General features: G+C 44.8%; 17 protein-coding genes. 12 read left to right on the top strand and 5 right to left on the bottom strand.

What is annotated here, in order from left to right; translation table 11 throughout:
* Positions 1 to 43 precede the first annotated feature (43 nt).
* From lepA to GN277_RS18650, 6 genes are all read left to right on the top strand, one after another.
* A complete protein-coding gene (gene lepA, locus GN277_RS18675) occupies positions 44 to 1,858 on the top strand; it encodes a translation elongation factor 4 (RefSeq protein ID WP_159752572.1) in 1,815 nt (604 codons plus the stop codon).
* A gap of 18 nt (positions 1,859 to 1,876) precedes the next feature.
* Positions 1,877 to 2,980 (top strand): radical SAM family heme chaperone HemW, encoded by a 1,104-nt coding sequence (hemW, locus tag GN277_RS18670; RefSeq protein ID WP_159752570.1) that lies wholly within the window; start codon positions 1,877 to 1,879, stop codon positions 2,978 to 2,980.
* A gap of 192 nt (positions 2,981 to 3,172) precedes the next feature.
* Positions 3,173 to 4,576 carry an AAA family ATPase gene (locus tag GN277_RS18665; protein WP_159752568.1) on the top strand — a complete coding sequence of 468 codons (1,404 nt, stop codon included), beginning with the start codon at positions 3,173 to 3,175 and terminating at the stop codon, positions 4,574 to 4,576.
* A 35-nt stretch (positions 4,577 to 4,611) separates the two neighbouring features.
* Positions 4,612 to 4,848, top strand: coding sequence for a hypothetical protein (locus GN277_RS18660; protein WP_159752566.1), 237 nt, complete (start codon positions 4,612 to 4,614; stop codon positions 4,846 to 4,848).
* A gap of 35 nt (positions 4,849 to 4,883) precedes the next feature.
* Positions 4,884 to 5,225 (top strand): hypothetical protein, encoded by a 342-nt coding sequence (locus tag GN277_RS18655; protein ID WP_159752564.1) that lies wholly within the window; start codon positions 4,884 to 4,886, stop codon positions 5,223 to 5,225.
* Between the two features lie 22 nt (positions 5,226 to 5,247).
* Positions 5,248 to 6,951, top strand: a complete 1,704-nt coding sequence (locus tag GN277_RS18650; protein ID WP_159752562.1) for an AAA family ATPase — start codon at positions 5,248 to 5,250, stop codon at positions 6,949 to 6,951.
* Between the two features lie 76 nt (positions 6,952 to 7,027).
* Here GN277_RS18650 and GN277_RS18645 read toward each other — a convergent pair whose 3' ends face one another.
* Genes GN277_RS18645 through GN277_RS18630 form a run of 4 tightly spaced genes read right to left on the bottom strand, consistent with a single transcriptional unit; the run spans position 7,028 to position 9,622 of the window.
* On the bottom strand, positions 7,028 to 7,582 hold the full coding sequence (locus GN277_RS18645; RefSeq protein WP_159752560.1) for a chromate transporter: 555 nt from the start codon (positions 7,580 to 7,582) through the stop codon (positions 7,028 to 7,030).
* Positions 7,579 to 8,130 (bottom strand): chromate transporter, encoded by a 552-nt coding sequence (locus GN277_RS18640; RefSeq protein ID WP_159752558.1) that lies wholly within the window; start codon positions 8,128 to 8,130, stop codon positions 7,579 to 7,581. The genes GN277_RS18645 and GN277_RS18640 overlap by 4 nt, the downstream gene beginning before the upstream one ends.
* A 54-nt stretch (positions 8,131 to 8,184) precedes the next feature.
* Complete coding sequence (locus GN277_RS18635; protein WP_159752556.1) at positions 8,185 to 8,697, bottom strand: DUF4364 family protein; 513 nt, start codon at positions 8,695 to 8,697, stop codon at positions 8,185 to 8,187.
* A complete protein-coding gene (locus GN277_RS18630) occupies positions 8,690 to 9,622 on the bottom strand; it encodes a TIGR01212 family radical SAM protein (protein ID WP_159752554.1) in 933 nt (310 codons plus the stop codon). The genes GN277_RS18635 and GN277_RS18630 overlap by 8 nt, the downstream gene beginning before the upstream one ends.
* Positions 9,623 to 9,891: 269 nt before the next feature.
* Here GN277_RS18630 and rho point away from each other — a divergent pair, with 269 nt between their 5' ends.
* The 6 genes from rho to GN277_RS18600 all read left to right on the top strand — a co-directional run bounded on the left by rho (position 9,892) and on the right by GN277_RS18600 (position 15,901).
* Positions 9,892 to 11,229 carry a transcription termination factor Rho gene (gene rho / locus GN277_RS18625; RefSeq protein ID WP_159752552.1) on the top strand — a complete coding sequence of 446 codons (1,338 nt, stop codon included), beginning with the start codon at positions 9,892 to 9,894 and terminating at the stop codon, positions 11,227 to 11,229.
* A gap of 147 nt (positions 11,230 to 11,376) precedes the next feature.
* Positions 11,377 to 11,580, top strand: coding sequence for a 50S ribosomal protein L31 (gene rpmE / locus GN277_RS18620; protein ID WP_159752550.1), 204 nt, complete (start codon positions 11,377 to 11,379; stop codon positions 11,578 to 11,580).
* Positions 11,581 to 11,652: 72 nt separating this feature from the next.
* Positions 11,653 to 12,588: a DUF1385 domain-containing protein gene (locus GN277_RS18615; RefSeq protein WP_159752548.1), complete on the top strand. Its 936-nt coding sequence runs from the start codon at positions 11,653 to 11,655 to the stop codon at positions 12,586 to 12,588.
* Positions 12,551 to 13,474 carry a peptide chain release factor N(5)-glutamine methyltransferase gene (gene prmC, locus GN277_RS18610; protein WP_159752546.1) on the top strand — a complete coding sequence of 308 codons (924 nt, stop codon included), beginning with the start codon at positions 12,551 to 12,553 and terminating at the stop codon, positions 13,472 to 13,474. The genes GN277_RS18615 and prmC overlap by 38 nt, the downstream gene beginning before the upstream one ends.
* Before the next feature lie 52 nt (positions 13,475 to 13,526).
* The gene (gene prfA, locus GN277_RS18605) at positions 13,527 to 14,600 is read left to right on the top strand and encodes a peptide chain release factor 1 (RefSeq protein ID WP_159752544.1); all 1,074 of its coding nucleotides are present in this window, start codon (positions 13,527 to 13,529) and stop codon (positions 14,598 to 14,600) included.
* Between the two features lie 2 nt (positions 14,601 to 14,602).
* The gene (locus tag GN277_RS18600; protein ID WP_159752542.1) at positions 14,603 to 15,901 is read left to right on the top strand and encodes a sensor histidine kinase; all 1,299 of its coding nucleotides are present in this window, start codon (positions 14,603 to 14,605) and stop codon (positions 15,899 to 15,901) included.
* A gap of 50 nt (positions 15,902 to 15,951) precedes the next feature.
* On the opposite strand, the gene GN277_RS18595 is transcribed toward GN277_RS18600, so the two are convergent.
* A complete protein-coding gene (locus tag GN277_RS18595; RefSeq protein ID WP_159752540.1) occupies positions 15,952 to 17,679 on the bottom strand; it encodes a methyl-accepting chemotaxis protein in 1,728 nt (575 codons plus the stop codon).
* Positions 17,680 to 17,688 lie beyond the last annotated feature (9 nt).

Genomic DNA, 17,688 nt, shown 5'->3' with positions numbered 1-17,688 from the left:
GGTATTTTTTGATAAAATTTATGAAGTTAGGGGAACGAAAATAGTGGCAGGAATAGAGCAGAGTAAGATTCGTAATTTTTGTATTATCGCACATATAGACCATGGGAAATCCACGCTGGCTGACCGGATTATTGAGAAGACGGGGCTTCTGACCAGCAGGGAGATGCAGTCTCAGGTTTTGGACAATATGGACCTTGAGAGGGAGAGAGGGATTACCATCAAGGCCCAGGCGGTGCGTATCGTCTATCAGGCGAAGAACGGGGAGGAATATATTTTCAACCTGATTGATACGCCGGGACATGTGGATTTCAATTATGAGGTGTCCAGAAGCCTTGCGGCGTGCGACGGGGCGATTCTGGTGGTAGATGCCGCCCAGGGGGTGGAGGCCCAGACCTTGGCCAACGTTTATCTGGCGTTAGACCATGATCTGGACGTGATGCCGGTGATTAATAAGATTGACCTTCCAAGTGCAGAGCCGGAGAGGGTGATTGAGGAGATTGAGGATGTCATCGGGATTGAGGCTATGGACGCCCCGCAGATTTCGGCAAAGACAGGGCTGAATGTGGAGGAGGTTCTGGAACAGATTGTAGAGAAGATTCCCGCGCCCCAGGGAGATTCGTCGGCGCCGCTTAAAGCGCTGATTTTTGACTCCCTGTACGATTCCTATAAGGGTGTGATTGTATTTTGCAGAATTAAGGAAGGAGCCGTCAGGAGAGGGACGCCTATTCTGATGATGGCTACCGGCGCTAAGGCAGAGGTGGTCGAAGTAGGATATTTCGGCGCGGGACAGTTTATTCCCTGTGACGAACTGAGTGCAGGCATGGTGGGCTATATCACGGCAAGCCTTAAGAATGTGAAGGATACCAGGGTGGGCGACACGATTACGGATGCCTCCAATCCATGTGCCACTCCCCTTCCAGGCTACAAGAAGGTTAATCCAATGGTGTACTGTGGCATGTATCCTGCTGACGGGGCGAAGTATCCCGACCTTCGGGATGCGTTGGAGAAGCTTCAGTTGAATGACGCCTCCCTGCAGTTTGAGCCAGAGACTTCTATTGCCTTAGGGTTTGGATATCGCTGTGGGTTCTTGGGGCTTCTCCATCTGGAGATTATCCAAGAGCGTTTGGAGAGAGAGTATAATCTGGATTTGGTGACTACGGCGCCAGGGGTTATTTACAAGGTGCATAAGACCAACGGTGATGTGATTGAGCTTACGAATCCCTCCAATCTTCCGGACCCGTCGGAGATTGACTATATGGAGGAGCCTATGGTGAAGGCAGAGATTATGGTTACGTCCGAATTTATCGGGGCGATTATGGATCTCTGCCAGGAACGCAGGGGAGTGTACGACGGGATGGAGTATATCGAGGAGACAAGGGCTGTGCTTCGGTATCATTTGCCCTTGAATGAGATTATCTATGATTTCTTCGATGCGTTGAAATCACGTTCCAGAGGCTATGCGTCGTTTGACTATGAGATGGATGACTATGTACAGTCTAATCTGGTGAAGCTGGATATTCTGATTAATAAGGAGGAGGTGGACGCCTTATCCTTCATTATCCATGCTGATACGGCTTATGAGCGCGGGCGTAAGATGTGCGAGAAGTTAAAAGAGGAGATTCCGAGGCAGCTTTTTGAGATTCCAATCCAGGCGGCAATCGGAAGCAAGATTATCGCAAGAGAGACGGTCAAGGCCATGCGTAAGGACGTGCTTGCCAAGTGTTACGGCGGAGATATCAGCCGTAAGAGAAAGCTTCTGGAGAAGCAGAAGGAGGGTAAGAAGCGGATGCGCCAGGTGGGTAATGTAGAGATTCCGCAGAAAGCATTTATGAGCGTCCTGAAGCTGGATGATAAGTAAGGGTACAGGTATTAGATTGTGGGAAATGAAAAGAAAGAATTAGAATTATATATCCATGTCCCTTTTTGTATCAAAAAATGTCAATACTGTGATTTCCTGTCAGCCCCTTCGTCTAAAGGGGAACGGCAGGAGTATGCAGAAAGCCTTTGCCGGCAGATCCGTACCTACGGTGAGCTGGCGAAGGCTTATCATGTTGTCAGCATTTTCGTTGGCGGCGGGACGCCTTCAATATTGGATAAAGAGCAGCTTCTTGGGATTTTTGATGCGGTCAGGGACACGTTTACGGTTGATGGGGATGCGGAGATTACCATAGAGGTGAATCCTGGCACTGTGACCGAGGAAAAACTTAAGGCATATCTTAAGGCGGGGATTAACCGCCTAAGCATTGGCCTTCAGTCAGCAAAGAATGAGGAATTGCAGCTTCTTGGGAGGATTCATACTTACGAAGAATTTCTTTCCACTTACGGGCTGGCAAGAGAGATGGGATTTGGGAATATCAATGTGGATTTGATGTCGGCAATTCCGAGGCAGACCGTAGAAGGATGGGAGAGGACTCTTAAAAAGGTTTTGGGGCTTAGGCCAGAGCATATCTCAGCGTACAGTCTGATCATTGAGGAAGGGACGCCGTTTTTCGAGAGATACGGAAAAGGAGGCCATGTGGACGAGCTGCCCTCTGAGGAGGAGGAACGGCGGATGTACTGGCGCACAGCCAAGCTTCTTAAGGATTATGGATATTGCAGGTATGAAATCTCCAATTATGCCCTGCCAGGGTATGAGTGCAGGCATAATCTGGGTTATTGGAATCGGACGGAGTATCTTGGGATTGGTACGGGGGCAGCGTCCCTTATGGATAACAGGAGATGGAATTATGGGGAGGAGCCTGTGGGGTTAAGTGTGCGGGAACAGATGGAGGAGTTTATGTTTCTGGGACTTCGGAAAATGGAGGGCGTGTCAAAGGCGAAGTTTGAGGAAAGCTTCGGGCGTGGGATGGAGGAAGTATATGGAAAGGTGTTGGGGAAGATGTACACAATGGGGCTTATGGAAGGAGAGGGGGAGTTTGTGCGGCTGACAGAAAGGGGGATTGACGTCAGCAATGGGGTAATGTGCGAGTTCTTGCTTTGAAAATGCAGGGGATGTAGTTTTTGTGCGGGTGATGCGGCATATTGCTGAAAGAAATGTGGAAAAATAGAGGATATCCATACTTGATATTCTAAATTCGATCGGCTATGATAGGGGTATCATGGTTAGTTTAGCGGATTGCAGATGAGATTTGGTTGAGTTAAGTAAACAATGTTTTTTAGGAGAGGTCATCATATGAAAAGAAGAGTAATCGTTGAAGATTTTGGTAAAATAAAACATGCCGAATTAGAGATGAAACCGATGATGATGTTTGTAGGAGATAATAATAGTGGTAAGAGTTATCTGATGAGCCTGCTTTGGGGGCTTTTGTCGGATACTAGCGAAATATTGACTCATTTGACGGATGAAGTCAGGAATTCTAAATTATATGAAGAATGTGAGCGCTATGTGAGAGAACTAATTGGAGGGGGAGAAGAAATAAGGAGTTTTTCTCAGGAATGGGTTGGACGGTTTTGGCGTTTATTGAATTGTTGTATTGAGCAAAATAAGGATCAATTTGTTTCAGATATATTTAATAAAGATATGTATATCGGGAAATTAGAATTGGTGATAGAAGGTTTAGCGGATTTAAAAATTGAGACAAGAATAGAGTATGGCGAGGATAGGCGAAACAGGTGGGAAAAAGAAGATGTTGAACATGAATATATAAAAATGATATGTATTTGGATTGATTCTGGATATTGGATAGGAATTCGCATAGTGGACGACTATATGACGCAGACAGGGCGGTATGTTGAATTTATATTGAGGGTTTTTTTGCGTCTGTGGATCAGTGGGAGTAAGAGAGTGCAGAGGATAGGACAAAATAATACTGTATTTCTTCCTTCGTCGCGGACAGGATTTGTGTTATCAAAGAATTTGCTGATTAATAATATATATGAAAATAGCTTCAATCGGTTTAGCAATGTCATTCAAGAAGATATACGGGAAGAACAGGATTCTTATTTCACGAAACCGGTAATTAGTTTTTTGAAATTATTGAATAATATAGGAGATAGGGAATCTGGAAGACAAAAATTAGAACAGTTGGCAGATTTCATTGAACAGACAATCTTGCATGGGAAGGTAGAAATCCAAAATGCAATATCTAAGTCTTTTATGTATAAACCAGAAACACTCAATGAACCAATCCAGATGTATCTGGCTTCTGCAATCGTGACGGAGATTACGCCTTTATACCTACTGTGTAAATATCGCTATGGAATGTCACAAATGTTTATCGAAGAACCGGAGATGTGTATGCATCCCAAATTGCAAGTCCTGGTTGCGAGAGTCCTGGTGCGTCTGTGCAATATGGGAGTTCCTGTAACTATGACTACTCACAGCGATATCATGATCCAACATATCAATAATATGCTTCGTGTGAAAAACAGCCATAAAAAGCAGGAGCTTATGGCTAAATACAAGATTGAAGAACAGGATTTACTTGGAACAGAGGATGTTGGAGTTTATCAATTTTCCTGCCAGGGAAATGACAGTTCCCAGGTTGTCGAATTAAAGGCCGCAGAGATGGGATTTGAGACAACGACTTTCAGTGATGCTTTTGAGGAAATGCTTGAGCTGACCTATGATATTTGAGTGAATCGGGGATATATAACAGGAGGAAGGTACAGATGATTCCTGAATATTTAAGGCGGAATCTGGATTTGTTTCAGACGGGCGAATATACAGTCGTTTCGGATAAAGAAAAAGTTATATTCATTACAGAGGGAGAAAAAGAAGGCTTGGCATCGCTGAAAAGCAGATTTGAAGATGAGGCAGTTGTCTTCCATTTCCCAGAGAAACGGACTCTGCCTTATCTGGATAGAGAGAAAAAGCCTGCCAATGTGCGGATAAGTTCATTTTTATAAAAAAAACTGGAAATAAAAAATGGCAGCTACATATTTTGGAGTTTAAGAAAAGTATCAAACACGATAAATGGAAGAAAATCAAAAATCAGTTTCAATATGGAATCATGAATGCAAGAGCATTGGCCGCATTTTTGAATATGGAGATTGACAGCATTGTCTTGGAGACAGCATATCGCAATGACTGGAATCTACGAAATCAACCTTATTCGCCTACGATTATGCGTGGATTGAATTCTTCGGCAGAAGTGAAAGCGTATAAAGAATGGCAGGAAAATATTGTGACTTTGGAAGTGGATTCTGTGGAAAAATGTTTCCGGCATGATAAGATTCGATTAGATTCTGAGGGAAACGGAGAAAAATTATTCTGTATAGAATAGATTAAAGAGGTGAGCTCAATCTATGGAAACAAAAAAGAAATTGCCAATAGGCATGGAATTTTTCAGCGACATAAGGACTAAGGGCTTCTATTATGTTGACAAAACAGCGTTTATTCGGGATTTGCTTGCTTCCTGGGGAAGCGTCAATCTCTTTACGCGTCCCCGCCGTTTTGGAAAGAGCCTGAATATGGACATGCTCAAGAGTTTTTTTGAGATTGGGACAGAGCCGACTTTATTTGACGGGCTGGAAATCGCGAAAGATACGGCTCTCTGCGAACAGTATATGGGAAAATACCCTGTTATTTCCATTAGTCTGAAGGATGTAAGCGGCTCATCCTATGAGGCTGCATTAAAGAGAATGTCTTCGGCAATCAGAAAAGAGGCGCGCCGGCATCAATATCTCCTTGAAAGTGACCGGTTAAGAGATGTGGATAAAGAAACTCTTAAGGTATTGTACTCCCTGTATTTGGAGGAAGAAGTACAGGAAGAAAGCTTATATCTTCTTTCGGAAATGCTGCATAAGCATTATGGTAAAAAAGTCATAATTCTGATTGACGAGTATGATGTGCCTTTAGATAAAGCATATCAGAGAAACTACTATTCTGAGATGGTAAACCATATTCGTGTGATGTTCAGCGAGGCTTTAAAGACCAATGTGAATCTGGAATTTGCGGTCATAACAGGATGTTTAAGAATTGCAAAGGAGAGTATATTTACTGGGCTCAATAATTTTAAGGTAAGGACAATTTCAGACGTAGATTTTGCGGAATATTTTGGATTTACAGATATTGAAGTCAGAGAAATACTACATTATTATGGAATCGAAGAAACCTATAACAAGATGAAGGAATGGTATGATGGTTATCAATTTGGACATGCTGAAATTTATTGTCCCTGGGATGTATTGAACCAGTGTGATAAATTCCGGTGTTCCATAACTGCCCCAATGGAGGCACATTGGGAAAACAGCAGCAGTAATGGGATTGTACAGGATATTCTTGAAAATTCTAATGCGACCGTCAAAGATGAGATTGAGGCATTGATTTCAGGCCAGTGTGTAGAAAAAGCATTGATTCCGGAACTGACATATACGGATCTTGAGAGTAAAGATTATGAAGTACGTCAGAATTATCTGTGGAGTGTACTTTTTTATACAGGGTATCTGACAGAAGCAGGTGCAGCTAAGGAGGGTACTCATAAACTGGTGATTCCAAATCGGGAAGTTAGGGGAATCTTTGAAAAGAAAATACGTTCATGGTTCCGTGTCAGAGTTACCAGTGATACAGGGCGGTGGGAGTGTTTGTGTAGTGCAGTAAAGAATGGTGAGGCTGATAAAGTACAGGCAATATTGAATGAATATATGGAAGATTCGATTAGTATTCGGGATACATGCATTAAAAAAGAAATGAAAGAAAATTTTTACCATGGTATGCTGCTCGGTCTGTTTCAGGCACAAGGAGGTTGGATTGTAAAATCTAATTCAGAATCGGGAGTAGGATACGTGGACATAGAGATTTCCGTTCCTATTGAAAAAACAGGATGCATCATTGAGGTAAAATATGCGGAAAATGGTTCCTATGATGCGACATGTAAAAAATCTATGAAACAGATTGAAAAAATGGGGTATACGGAAAGGTTGAAACAGAGTGGAATAAAATGTATTCACAAATACGGAATTGCCTGTTATAGAAAGAATTGTAAAGTAGAACATAAACAAGAAACATAGCCACTTATGGATTCCCCAACCCAAACAGGAGTTGCCAAAAAACAATATGTCCGGCAACTCCTGTTTAAGTTTACCATCACATCTTAAGCACAATCCCCACACAAGCGCCCGCCGCAATCCAAACCAGCGGATGCAGCTTCCCAAGCTTCTTAACCTGCAAAAGTACAAAAGTCACCCCGCAGACCGCCACATTGGTCAGATTTACCTGCACCTGTCCTCCTGAAACCGCCACAATGGCAATCTTAAGCAGCTCCCACACAGCATAGCCAATCAAAGCGGCAACCGCCGGACGAATTCCATAGAACGCAGCCTTCACATTGGCATTTTCACTGAAATTCTCCAGAAACTTTGCAATCAATATAATAATAATCCATGCAGGGGCCGTGAGGGCCAGAGTCGCCACAATCGCCCCAAGGACTCCGGCAGCGTTATATCCCGCATAAGTGGCCATATTAATCCCCACAGGACCAGGCGTACTCTCGCTGATGGCCACCATATTCGTAAGCTCACTTACAGTAAACCAATCATATTTGTTGGCCAAATCCATCAGAAAGGGCAGAGTCGCCATGCCTCCTCCAATGGAAAACAGACCGATTTTAAAGAATTCATATGCAAGAATCAGATAAATCATGCGGACCGCCTCCTTTCCATATGCTTAGCGGCGATCCCCGTGATGCCGGAAAGGACGATAACCACAGCGGTGGGAATGGGAGTAAAACAGGCCAGCACAAATGCGGCCAGAAATACTACGGCGCCCAGCTTATCTACAATACCTTTTTTCGCCATGGTAAATACAGTGTTCAGCATCAGAGCACAGACCACGATCCGGATGCCCGCCAGCGCATGAAGCACTACTGGCGTATGGATGAAATTCTGTAAAATGGACGCAACCAGACAGATGATAATCAGCGACGGGGACACCATCCCCAGAGTTCCGGCTACGCTGCCTAAGAAACCGGCCTGCTGATAGCCTACGTAAGTAGCGGTATTGACCGCAATAATCCCAGGGGTACACTGTCCGATGGCGTAGATATCCAGAAGTTCTTCTTCTGTACACCAGCCGTACTTTTGTACCACCTCACGCTGCAGCATAGGCAGCATGGCAAGCCCGCCGCCAAAGGTCAGACCGCCGATTTTAAAAAAACTAACGTATAATTCACCTAATTTTTTTGCTTTCATAAGATAATGCTTCTCCTGAATTTAATTTGTTATACTATGTCCTGGGCGTATGTCTTATAATAGTTTTGACATAATTAACGCATAAATCTCCTGATTCTTTTTCGTCCAATTATGTGCAATCGTCTCTGCCTCTGCCTCTGTGGGGGCGGTTACAGTCAAGTCAATCAGCGGAAAACGCTGCTCAATAACCTGACATTTTACCGAATATTCTCCGTTTGGGTTTCGGTAATAGTCAGATTTTACCGAAACCTCATTCTTAAGCTCGTATTTCTTCTTTTTCAAAAACTCATTGATATCCTTTTGGATGGCGGAAGAAATATCGTTACGGAAGTAATAGACAATCTCAGTCCCCTCCTCCGTGATGTGGTAGAAGGTTCGGTTATGAGTAGATTCCTCCCGCACCAAATTGGCCTCCACCAGCTCCGAGATGGCCTGTTGGAGTTTAAAATAAGTTGTATACCCTTCCTCCAGTATAAATTCTGAGATCTGAGCATTTGTCAGGGGAAAATCCACCTTATTTAATATATACAGAATAATCAGCTTATATAGTTTGAGAGGTTTATCCATCGTATCCTTCCTTTCCCTGCCAGATATCCTGCTCTTTTAGATATGCCCGCAGACCATTTTGCACCTGGCGTTTATTTCCTGTCCACAGCGGGGCAATGAGGAGAGGCTTCGGGCCGTCTCCGGTCAGCCTGTGTACCACAATATCGGGCCGTAAGGCGCACAGACATTTCCCCACCATCCCGAAGTACTCCTCCATGTCTGGAAGGTGGAAGGGATGCTCGCGGTAATAGACAGCGAGGTCCGTATGTTTTAATATATGTAATAATTGAAATTTTACACCCTGGATATCCAGAGTGTTCAAGTATCTGACGGTTGCAAGCTGATGCTCCATATCCTCATGGGGAAGCCCCAGGATGGTGTGAACGATAACCGGTATCCCAAGGAGGCGCAGACTGTGAACCGCTTGTTCAAATACCAAAAGTTCATAACCCCTTCGGATTAAAGCGGCTGTATTTGGATGGATGGTCTGTAGTCCCAACTCCACCCACACAGGTTTGATTTGGTTCAGCTCGTCCAATAATTCCAGCACATCCCCTCCAAGACAGTCCGGACGGGTGGCAATGTCCAGGATGCGGATATCTGGATGACGAATGGCTTCAAAAAACAGCTCCCGCAGGCGAGGGACGGGGGCGTAGGTATTGGTATATGCCTGAAAATAGGCGATATATGAGCTGCCAAAATATTTTCTGGCAGCCTGGGCCTTACCTTGTGTAATCTGCTCCGTGACGGAAAGCCGGCCGTCTTCAGCAAAATCCCCTGAGCCTTTTGCACTGCAGAAGATACAGCCCCGGCTTCCAAGAGTACCGTCGCGGTTCGGGCAGGTCATACCCCCATTCAGTGAGATTTTATAAAGTTTTTCCCCGAAGGTCTGTTTTAGGTAGTGGTTCAGAGAATAATATCTCTCGTCTCCCCAGAAGACAGCCATATCAAATCAACCGCCCTTTTAAATACTGTGAAATGTGTTCATGGTAAATATCGTTACCCAGCTTTTCACTGAACGATATTACTATAATATCATTCTTATAAGAGCAAATCAATAAAAAGGCTTTTAAATTTTGGGTAAATGTAGTATAATAACATTTAATTCCAACTGGGTCAGTTCAGGCCCCTCATATCCCAGGGAAAAAATATATGGATATTGGTATGTCAGATATTTGTATATGTGGAAAAATAAATACATGAAAGGATATATATATGAGAGAAAAGTATGAATCATTACCTTTATCTACACTCAAAGACCTTGCCAAAGCAAGAGGCATAAAAGGAATATCGACAATGAAGAAAGCAGAGTTGATTGAGCGTATGTTAGAAGAAGACGAGAAGGAGAAGCAGGCGTCAAGAGAACAGGTAAAAGAGATGTCTGCAAATACAGGAGATAAAGAGGTTCATGATATAGACAGGCTGGACAGCGGAATCACGGCATGCGGAATCTTAGAGGTACTTCCGGACGGGTATGGATTTATCCGGAGTGCGAACTATCTGCCAGGGGAGAATGACGTGTACGTGTCACCGTCGCAGATTCGTAAGTTTAATTTAAAGACAGGGGATATATTGGAAGGAAATACACGAATCAAGACGCAGCAGGAGAAGTTTAGCGCTTTATTATATTTGACTAAGATTAATAACATAGACCCAATGAGGGCCATGCGGAGGACGAATTTTGAAGACATGACGCCAATCTTTCCGGATGAGCGGCTTAGGATGGAGTGCGGCAAGACAAGCACTGCCATGCGGATTGTGGATCTTCTGTCGCCCATAGGGAAAGGTCAGCGAGGCATGATTGTTTCTCCGCCGAAAGCAGGTAAGACAACCCTGCTTAAGCAGGTGGCGCTGTCTGTTCGGAAGAATAATCCGGAGATTCATCTTTTGATTCTGTTAATTGATGAGCGCCCGGAGGAGGTCACGGACATCAAGGAGACCATCGAAGGGGACAACGTGGAAGTTATCTACTCTACATTTGACGAATTGCCAGAGCATCATAAGCGTGTGTCGGAGATGGTAATTGAGCGCGCGAAGCGTCTGGTAGAACATAAAAAGGACGTGATGATTCTTTTAGACAGTATTACACGTCTGGCAAGGGCATATAACCTAACGGTTCCGCCGTCAGGAAGAACACTGTCCGGCGGTCTTGATCCGGCGGCGCTGCACATGCCAAAGAGATTCTTTGGAGCGGCGAGAAACATGCGCGGCGGAGGGAGCCTTACCATCTTGGCCACGGCTCTCGTCAACACAGGGAGCAAGATGGACGACGTTATCTATGAGGAGTTTAAAGGAACCGGCAACATGGAGCTGGTATTAGACCGAAAGTTATCCGAAAAGAGAGTATTTCCTGCAATCGATATCCCACAGTCTGGAACCAGAAGGGAAGATTTGCTTCTGTCCAGGGAGGAGCAGGAGGCGGTTGACACTATGCGCCGCGCTCTTAATGGTATGCGTGCGGATGAAGCAGTAGAGAATATCCTGAATATGTACAGCAGGACCCGCAATAATGCAGAGTTAATCCAAATGGTAAAAAAGACAAAAATAATATAGACAACGTCTCGTTTTTGTGGTACAATAACAACGCTGTTTAGATAATAAGAAATGCATAGCTGACGGTACAGGCTTCTCAATAGTAACCGGACATTGCTAGTGAAGTCTGCTGACAGCATATGACGTAATAAAGAAGAGGTGAAGATCATGAAAGAAGGAATACATCCAACATATCATCAGGCAACTGTAACTTGTAACTGTGGCAACACGTTTGTGACAGGTTCTACAAAAGAAGATATCCACGTGGAGATCTGTTCCAAGTGCCACCCATTCTATACAGGACAGCAGAAGGCAGCTCAGGCTCGCGGTCGTGTTGATAAGTTCAATAAGAAATACGGAATGGGTAAATAAGATTGCAGGTATCGGGTTGAGGTTGTATGATCTCAACCTTTTTCTATATATGCAAAGGAGTTATTATAAATTATGAAATCATCAAATATAGGCGGTCAGGCTGTGTTAGAAGGCATTATGATGAAGCATAAGGATGATTATGCGGTGGCTATCCGCAAGTCTGACGGGGAGATCCTTGTGAGCAAGGAATCGTATAAGAGCATTGTTCACAGGTGGAGGAAGCTTACAGAGATTCCATTTATTCGGGGAGTCTTTAATTTTATAGACTCCATGGTGCTTGGAATGAAGACGCTGACCTATTCCGCCAGCTTCTTCGAGGAGGAAGAAGAAAAAGAGATGACAGAGAAGGAGGCCAAGAAGCAGGAGAAGAACGAGAGCCTGATGATGGGGGTGACGGTGGCGTTTTCCATTGTGATGGCCATTGCTATTTTCATGGTGCTTCCCTATTTTCTGTCTTCTTTGCTGGAAAAATATATACCGTCTTATAGCCTTCGCACTGTGATTGAAGGTTTTGTGCGGATTGGGATTTTTGTGCTGTATGTGCTGCTGATTTCGCGGATGGAGGATATCCAGCGGACTTTCATGTACCATGGCGCAGAGCATAAGTGTATCAACTGTATCGAGCATGGACTGCCGCTGACCGTGGAGAATGTGAGAAGCAGCTCCAGGCAGCATAAGCGGTGCGGAACCAGCTTTTTGTTTCTGGTGCTTGCAATCAGTATTATTATGCTGGTTCTGGTACGGGCAGAGACGCCGGTTATGCGGATTGTAATCCGGATTGCCTTGCTCCCAGTGATTGCAGGAATATCCTATGAGTTTTTGAAGCTGGCGGGGCGCAGCGAGAATCCTATCGTCAACCTGTTCAGTAAACCAGGACTTGCGATTCAGAAGATTACGACAAAAGAGCCTGACGACGGTATGATTGAGGTGGCAATCCAGGCGGTTGAGGCAGTATTTGATTGGAGAGCATATGAAGCAGAGAATTTTCACGCTGCGGCAGACCATTGAAGAAGGAACCGAGGCATTAAGGGAAGCCGGTATTGAGGAGGCAGCTCTTGATGCATGGTATCTATTGGAATATACGGCAGGGATCAGCAGGGCGGCATACTATGCGGACCCATACAGGGAATTAGACGAAGGGCTGGCTTTAAAGTATCTTGGGTATATCGAAAGACGAAAGAAACGGATTCCGCTGCAGCATATCACCAAAGAGCAGGAATTCATGGGATACTCCTTTTATGTGAATGAACATGTGCTAATCCCTCGCCAGGATACGGAGACGCTGGTGGAGGAAGCAGTGGAATTGATTCGTGAAAAGCAGCGGGAAGCTAGTCAGAGGGGCAGCAAAAGTGTGTTTGGAGAAAATACGTCGGACGGAAGGCTTCAAGTGTTGGATATGTGCACCGGCTCCGGTTGTATTCTGGTGAGTATTCTGAAAATGTGTCCGGAAATACAAGGCAAGGGATGTGATATTTCAAAGGATGCATTGGAGGTTGCAAGGAAAAATGCAGAGCGGCTGGATGTGAAGGCTGAGTGGGTGCAGTCGGATCTGTTTACGGAGTTTGTGGAAAACAAGCCCCAATTCGATGTGATCGTGTCGAACCCTCCCTACATCCCCACAATAGATATTGAAGAACTTCAGCCAGAGGTGCGTATCCATGATCCAAGAATTGCACTGGACGGCAAAGAGGATGGCCTGTATTTTTACAGAAGGATGATAGAGGACAGCATTTTCCATATCAAAACAGGGGGAAGTCTGCTGTTTGAGATTGGCTTTAACCAGGGGGAGGATGTAAAAGGTCTGATGAAAAATTACGGCTATGAAAATGTGGAGATAAAAAAAGATTTATCAGGTCTTGACCGTGTGGTGACGGGTATTTACAATGGAGGGTAGGTGGACTTCGTCCATTAATGTATATGAGAAAAACAATCCAGGAGGAAGAAAGATGTTTGATAGATTAGAAGATTTGCTCATTCGTATGGAGGAAATATTAAGTGAGCTTCAAGAGCCGGACGTTGCCAGTGACCAGGCAAGATTCCGGAAGCTTATGAAGGAACAAAACGACCTGTCTCCTATTGTGGAGGCATATAAGGAATATAAGGCGTGTAAACAGGCAATCGACGACAGCCTTCAGATGCTGGAGGAGGAATCGGACGAGGAGATGCGTGAGCTTGCCAAGGAGGAGTTAAACGAAGCCAAGGCAAGGGTTGAGGAGTTGGAAAGAGAGCTTAAGATTCTGCTTCTCCCTAAGGACCCTAATGACGACAAGAACGTTATCGTGGAGATTCGTGCAGGCGCAGGCGGCGACGAGGCAGCCTTATTTGCGGCAGAGATTTACCGTATGTATCTGCATTATGCAGAGAGCAGGCGCTGGAAGGTGGAGTTGGTAGAATGTGAAGAAATCGGCATCGGCGGCATGAAGAATGTTACCTTTATGATTAATGGAAACGGCGCTTACTCTGTAATGAAATATGAGTCCGGCGTACATCGTGTACAGCGTGTGCCTGAGACGGAGTCCGGCGGGCGGATTCACACTTCCACAATTACAGTGGCCGTGATACCGGAGGCTGAGGAGGTGGATATCCAGATTGATGAGAAGGATATCCGTATTGATGTTATGAGGGCTTCGGGAAATGGAGGTCAGTGTGTCAATACCACGGATTCTGCCGTACGTCTGACCCATTATCCCACAGGTATCGTGATTTACAGCCAGACAGAGAAGTCACAGCTTCAGAATAAGGATAAGGCGTTTGCGCTGCTGCGGGCAAAATTATATGATATTGAGTGCCAGAAGCAGCATGATGCAGAGGCGGAGGCGAGAAAGAGCCAGATTGGAACGGGAGACCGTTCTGAGAAGATTCGTACCTATAATTTCCCGCAGGGGCGTGTGACAGACCATAGGATTGGGCTTACGCTTTATAAGCTGGATAAGATTATGAACGGGGATATTCAGGAGATTATCGATGCATGTATTGCGGCAGACCAGGCAGTTAAGTTGACAAAGATGCAGGATAACTAAAAATGACCATACTTCGTGATATTTCAATATTTTGGGCAATGCTCCATGTGGTGTTCCTGTTTATCATGCTTTACCGGTCACGGTTTACCAGTAGGAAAATAAGAGTGGCATCATACACCGCTATGGGCGTTTTAATGTTAGCAAATGGAGTCGGCATGGTCATATACGGTATGGAGGTCTTGGGGAAGGTGTTCCTGTTTACCTGCTCCATACCCAGTTTTATATTATTGTATGTGATGAGTGCGGATAAGAGGTTTCGTTTCCTGCTTTCCTTCTGTCTGGCGGATACCACTTGCCTGTGGCTTATGGCAATTACAAATATTTTGGATTATTACCTGGGTGGAGAGAAGTATATATTGCTGTTAGTAAGCAGACTGCTTGCGTTTCCCCTTCTTGAGTATCTGGTGTGGCGGTATTTGAGAAAGCCATATCTGGAGCTGCAGGATTCTGTGAAAAAGGGATGGGGAGTTTTTGCAGGCATGACGATGCTGTACTATCTTCTGTTGGTGGTAACAGTACAGTATCCCACGAATATTGTCAACCGGCCGGAAGATCTGCTTTTATGTATACTGGTACTGGTATTGATGGTATTTGTCTATGGAACGATTTTTACGTCTCTCTACAGACAGCTTTTGCTTTACCGGAAGCAGCAAAGTGAGCGTATCCTGCAAGAGCAGAAGAACATGCTGAAGGCGCAGCTTGAGAACCAGCAGCGTATACGAAGGATGAAGCATGACATGAAGGGACATACAGTCACGCTTTCGGGCCTGCTTGCAGCAGGGAAGACTAAAGAGGCGCTGGCGTATTTAAAAGGTGTGGAGACAGAGATGGACGCCGCGTATGGACAGTTTTGTGCTAACCCATACATCAATGCAGTATTTGTTCAGCATTTCGCAAAGCTGGAGGAACTAGGGACAAAGCTTACCATTGATATACAGGCAGGGGAAGAAGAACTTCCATATATGGAGTTGTGTCAGATTTTGTCGAATGGGCTGGAAAATGCCTGCGATGCGTTGGAAACGCTGGACGCAGAGAAACGCGAAATATTTGTGCAGATGAAGTACAATAAGAAGTATCTCACAATACGGATACAGAATCGTTGTCGGAATGACCTGCATGTGGAAAAGGGGAAGATACCTGCCACGGATAAGGCGGGAGATGATCATGGATTTGGACTTGTGACTGTGCAGGAGGCGGCAGGCAGACTTGGCGGGGACATGCTCTGTTATACGGAGGATGGGAGCTTTGTGTTGGATGTGATGATATCCTGCCATTCGTTGAAAGAAAGAATGAAAATTTAGTAAAATTAGGAGGGGCTGTCACAGACAGCCCCTTATGTAATGCAAATTTTTTATTTATTATTTTTCGTATCCAGAGGAGTATACTGACCAGTCTTAAGAGATTTCTGGTAATTTTCATTAGCCTGACGGATAAATTCTTCGTCATTACGCTTCTCCGGCGGAATATATGCATGGCCCATCTTTCTCTGGCGAAGATTGAACTGGTTCATCTCCTCCTCAAGCAACCTTGCGTCCTCTCGCATCTCGCTGCTTGCGGCAGCGGCTTCTTCGTTTACAGACAGGTTGGAGGTAATAGATTCATTGATAAATTCAACCTGCTCATGAATCCTTGAAATCGCATCCTCCTGTTTTTGTGATGAATTTGAAATGTTATTTACTGTTTCAATAATACTGTCAAGGTCATCCACAACATGCTGGAAGGTATCGAATGCTTCTGAACTAATCTGGCTTCCATCCTTTGTTGCACGCATAGTAGCCTCAATCAACTGTTTACTCTCGTTGGCTGCGTCCGCACTCTTAAGGGCAAGGACACGCACCTCGTCTGCAACTACCGCAAAGCCCTTTCCGGCTTCACCGGCGCGGGCGGCTTCTACAGCGGCATTCAATGCAAGAATATTCGTCTGGAATGCAATGTCGTCGATTAATTTGATAACATTGGCAATCTTTTGAGACGACTTATTAATCTCATCTACGGACTCCACCAGTAAGCCCATCTTGGCATTACTATCCTGCATATCCTGTAGGATGGAGTGAGAAAGGTCAGTTGCATGCTGAACCTCGATTCCGTTCTGTGTGACAAGCTCTCTTGTTTCATCGGTAGAGCTGTTCAGCTCATTGATTGCAATCACCTGTTTTGACGCTGTGTCTGCCAGCATCTGGCTTGCATTGGCTATATTCTGGGAAGCAGTTGCCACAGACATTGCAATCTCAATAATCTTGGCAAACATAAAATCATTGGACTGAACAAGATGATACAGGTTCCTTCCCAGAGAATCCTCCTGTGAACGAATGTTGACGAACACGGTCATATCACCTTGGGCAAGACGCTTCACAACTTCTACATTCTCATGGATGCTGTCTACCATACGCTGGAATGAATGTATCATAGAGCCAATCTCATTGTCTTCATTACCTTTCAGCACCTTATGATCAAAGTCAATCTGGTCAGCGCCTACAGAAAGCTTCTCTGACCATTCGGCTACTGCGGTAATCGGACGGGAAATCTGCTTAGCCGAGCGAGTACCATAGAATAATGCAATCATGAAGCCTAGCAGAGCACAAATGATATTCAGGACGATCATGATGAAGATCAGATTATCCATCTTCTCGGAAGCTTCATTGGCAATATCTCTGTACTGGGAGGAGATTGTCTCCAATCCGTCGATTACTTCTGCCGTCAGAGGCTTCAATTCCTGAAGGAATCTTGAATATGCAGCGTCTTTGTCTGTCTTGGCAAGCTCCAGAATCTCAGAAGCAAGCATATGCATATTCTGATGAGGAGGCTGAACTTCTGTCAGAGTATTGCGTATAACGGTATCGGACAGATCCGAATCACTGACGCCTGCCAACCATTGCCCCAAAAGACAGGTATTGTAATCCAGACTTCCCTTAAATTCTGTTCCGTTCAGAATACTTTCATTGTACATCTCCAGCCATTCATAGTGCTTCGCTAAAGCCGACTGAGTTGCCGCCTGATTATCCCGATTGTTGGATACGACGCGGTAATTTCTGCTAATCTGAATCAGTGAGATCAGAGAAATTGCAACTAACAGGCACATGACCAGGAT

It is taken from the genome of Sporofaciens musculi (genome assembly GCF_009830285.1).
Lineage (GTDB): Bacteria > Bacillota > Clostridia > Lachnospirales > Lachnospiraceae > Sporofaciens > Sporofaciens musculi.
This window is presented reverse-complemented; position numbering and strand designations above follow the sequence as displayed.

Excerpts from the sequence above, each read along its gene's own strand:
- GN277_RS18665 (WP_159752568.1), top strand. The coding sequence starts at position 3,173 with ATGAAAAGAAGAGTAATCGTTGAAGATTTTGGTAAAATAAAACATGCC.
- GN277_RS18660 (WP_159752566.1), top strand. The coding sequence starts at position 4,612 with ATGATTCCTGAATATTTAAGGCGGAATCTGGATTTGTTTCAGACGGGC.
- GN277_RS18650 (WP_159752562.1), top strand. The coding sequence starts at position 5,248 with ATGGAAACAAAAAAGAAATTGCCAATAGGCATGGAATTTTTCAGCGAC.
- GN277_RS18645 (WP_159752560.1), bottom strand. The coding sequence starts at position 7,582 with ATGATTTATCTGATTCTTGCATATGAATTCTTTAAAATCGGTCTGTTT.
- GN277_RS18640 (WP_159752558.1), bottom strand. The coding sequence starts at position 8,130 with ATGAAAGCAAAAAAATTAGGTGAATTATACGTTAGTTTTTTTAAAATC.
- GN277_RS18635 (WP_159752556.1), bottom strand. The coding sequence starts at position 8,697 with ATGGATAAACCTCTCAAACTATATAAGCTGATTATTCTGTATATATTA.
- GN277_RS18630 (WP_159752554.1), bottom strand. The coding sequence starts at position 9,622 with ATGGCTGTCTTCTGGGGAGACGAGAGATATTATTCTCTGAACCACTAC.
- rho (WP_159752552.1), top strand. The coding sequence starts at position 9,892 with ATGAGAGAAAAGTATGAATCATTACCTTTATCTACACTCAAAGACCTT.
- rpmE (WP_159752550.1), top strand. The coding sequence starts at position 11,377 with ATGAAAGAAGGAATACATCCAACATATCATCAGGCAACTGTAACTTGT.
- GN277_RS18615 (WP_159752548.1), top strand. The coding sequence starts at position 11,653 with ATGAAATCATCAAATATAGGCGGTCAGGCTGTGTTAGAAGGCATTATG.
- prmC (WP_159752546.1), top strand. The coding sequence starts at position 12,551 with ATGAAGCAGAGAATTTTCACGCTGCGGCAGACCATTGAAGAAGGAACC.
- prfA (WP_159752544.1), top strand. The coding sequence starts at position 13,527 with ATGTTTGATAGATTAGAAGATTTGCTCATTCGTATGGAGGAAATATTA.
- GN277_RS18600 (WP_159752542.1), top strand. The coding sequence starts at position 14,603 with ATGACCATACTTCGTGATATTTCAATATTTTGGGCAATGCTCCATGTG.
- GN277_RS18595 (WP_159752540.1), bottom strand. The coding sequence starts at position 17,679 with ATGTGCCTGTTAGTTGCAATTTCTCTGATCTCACTGATTCAGATTAGC.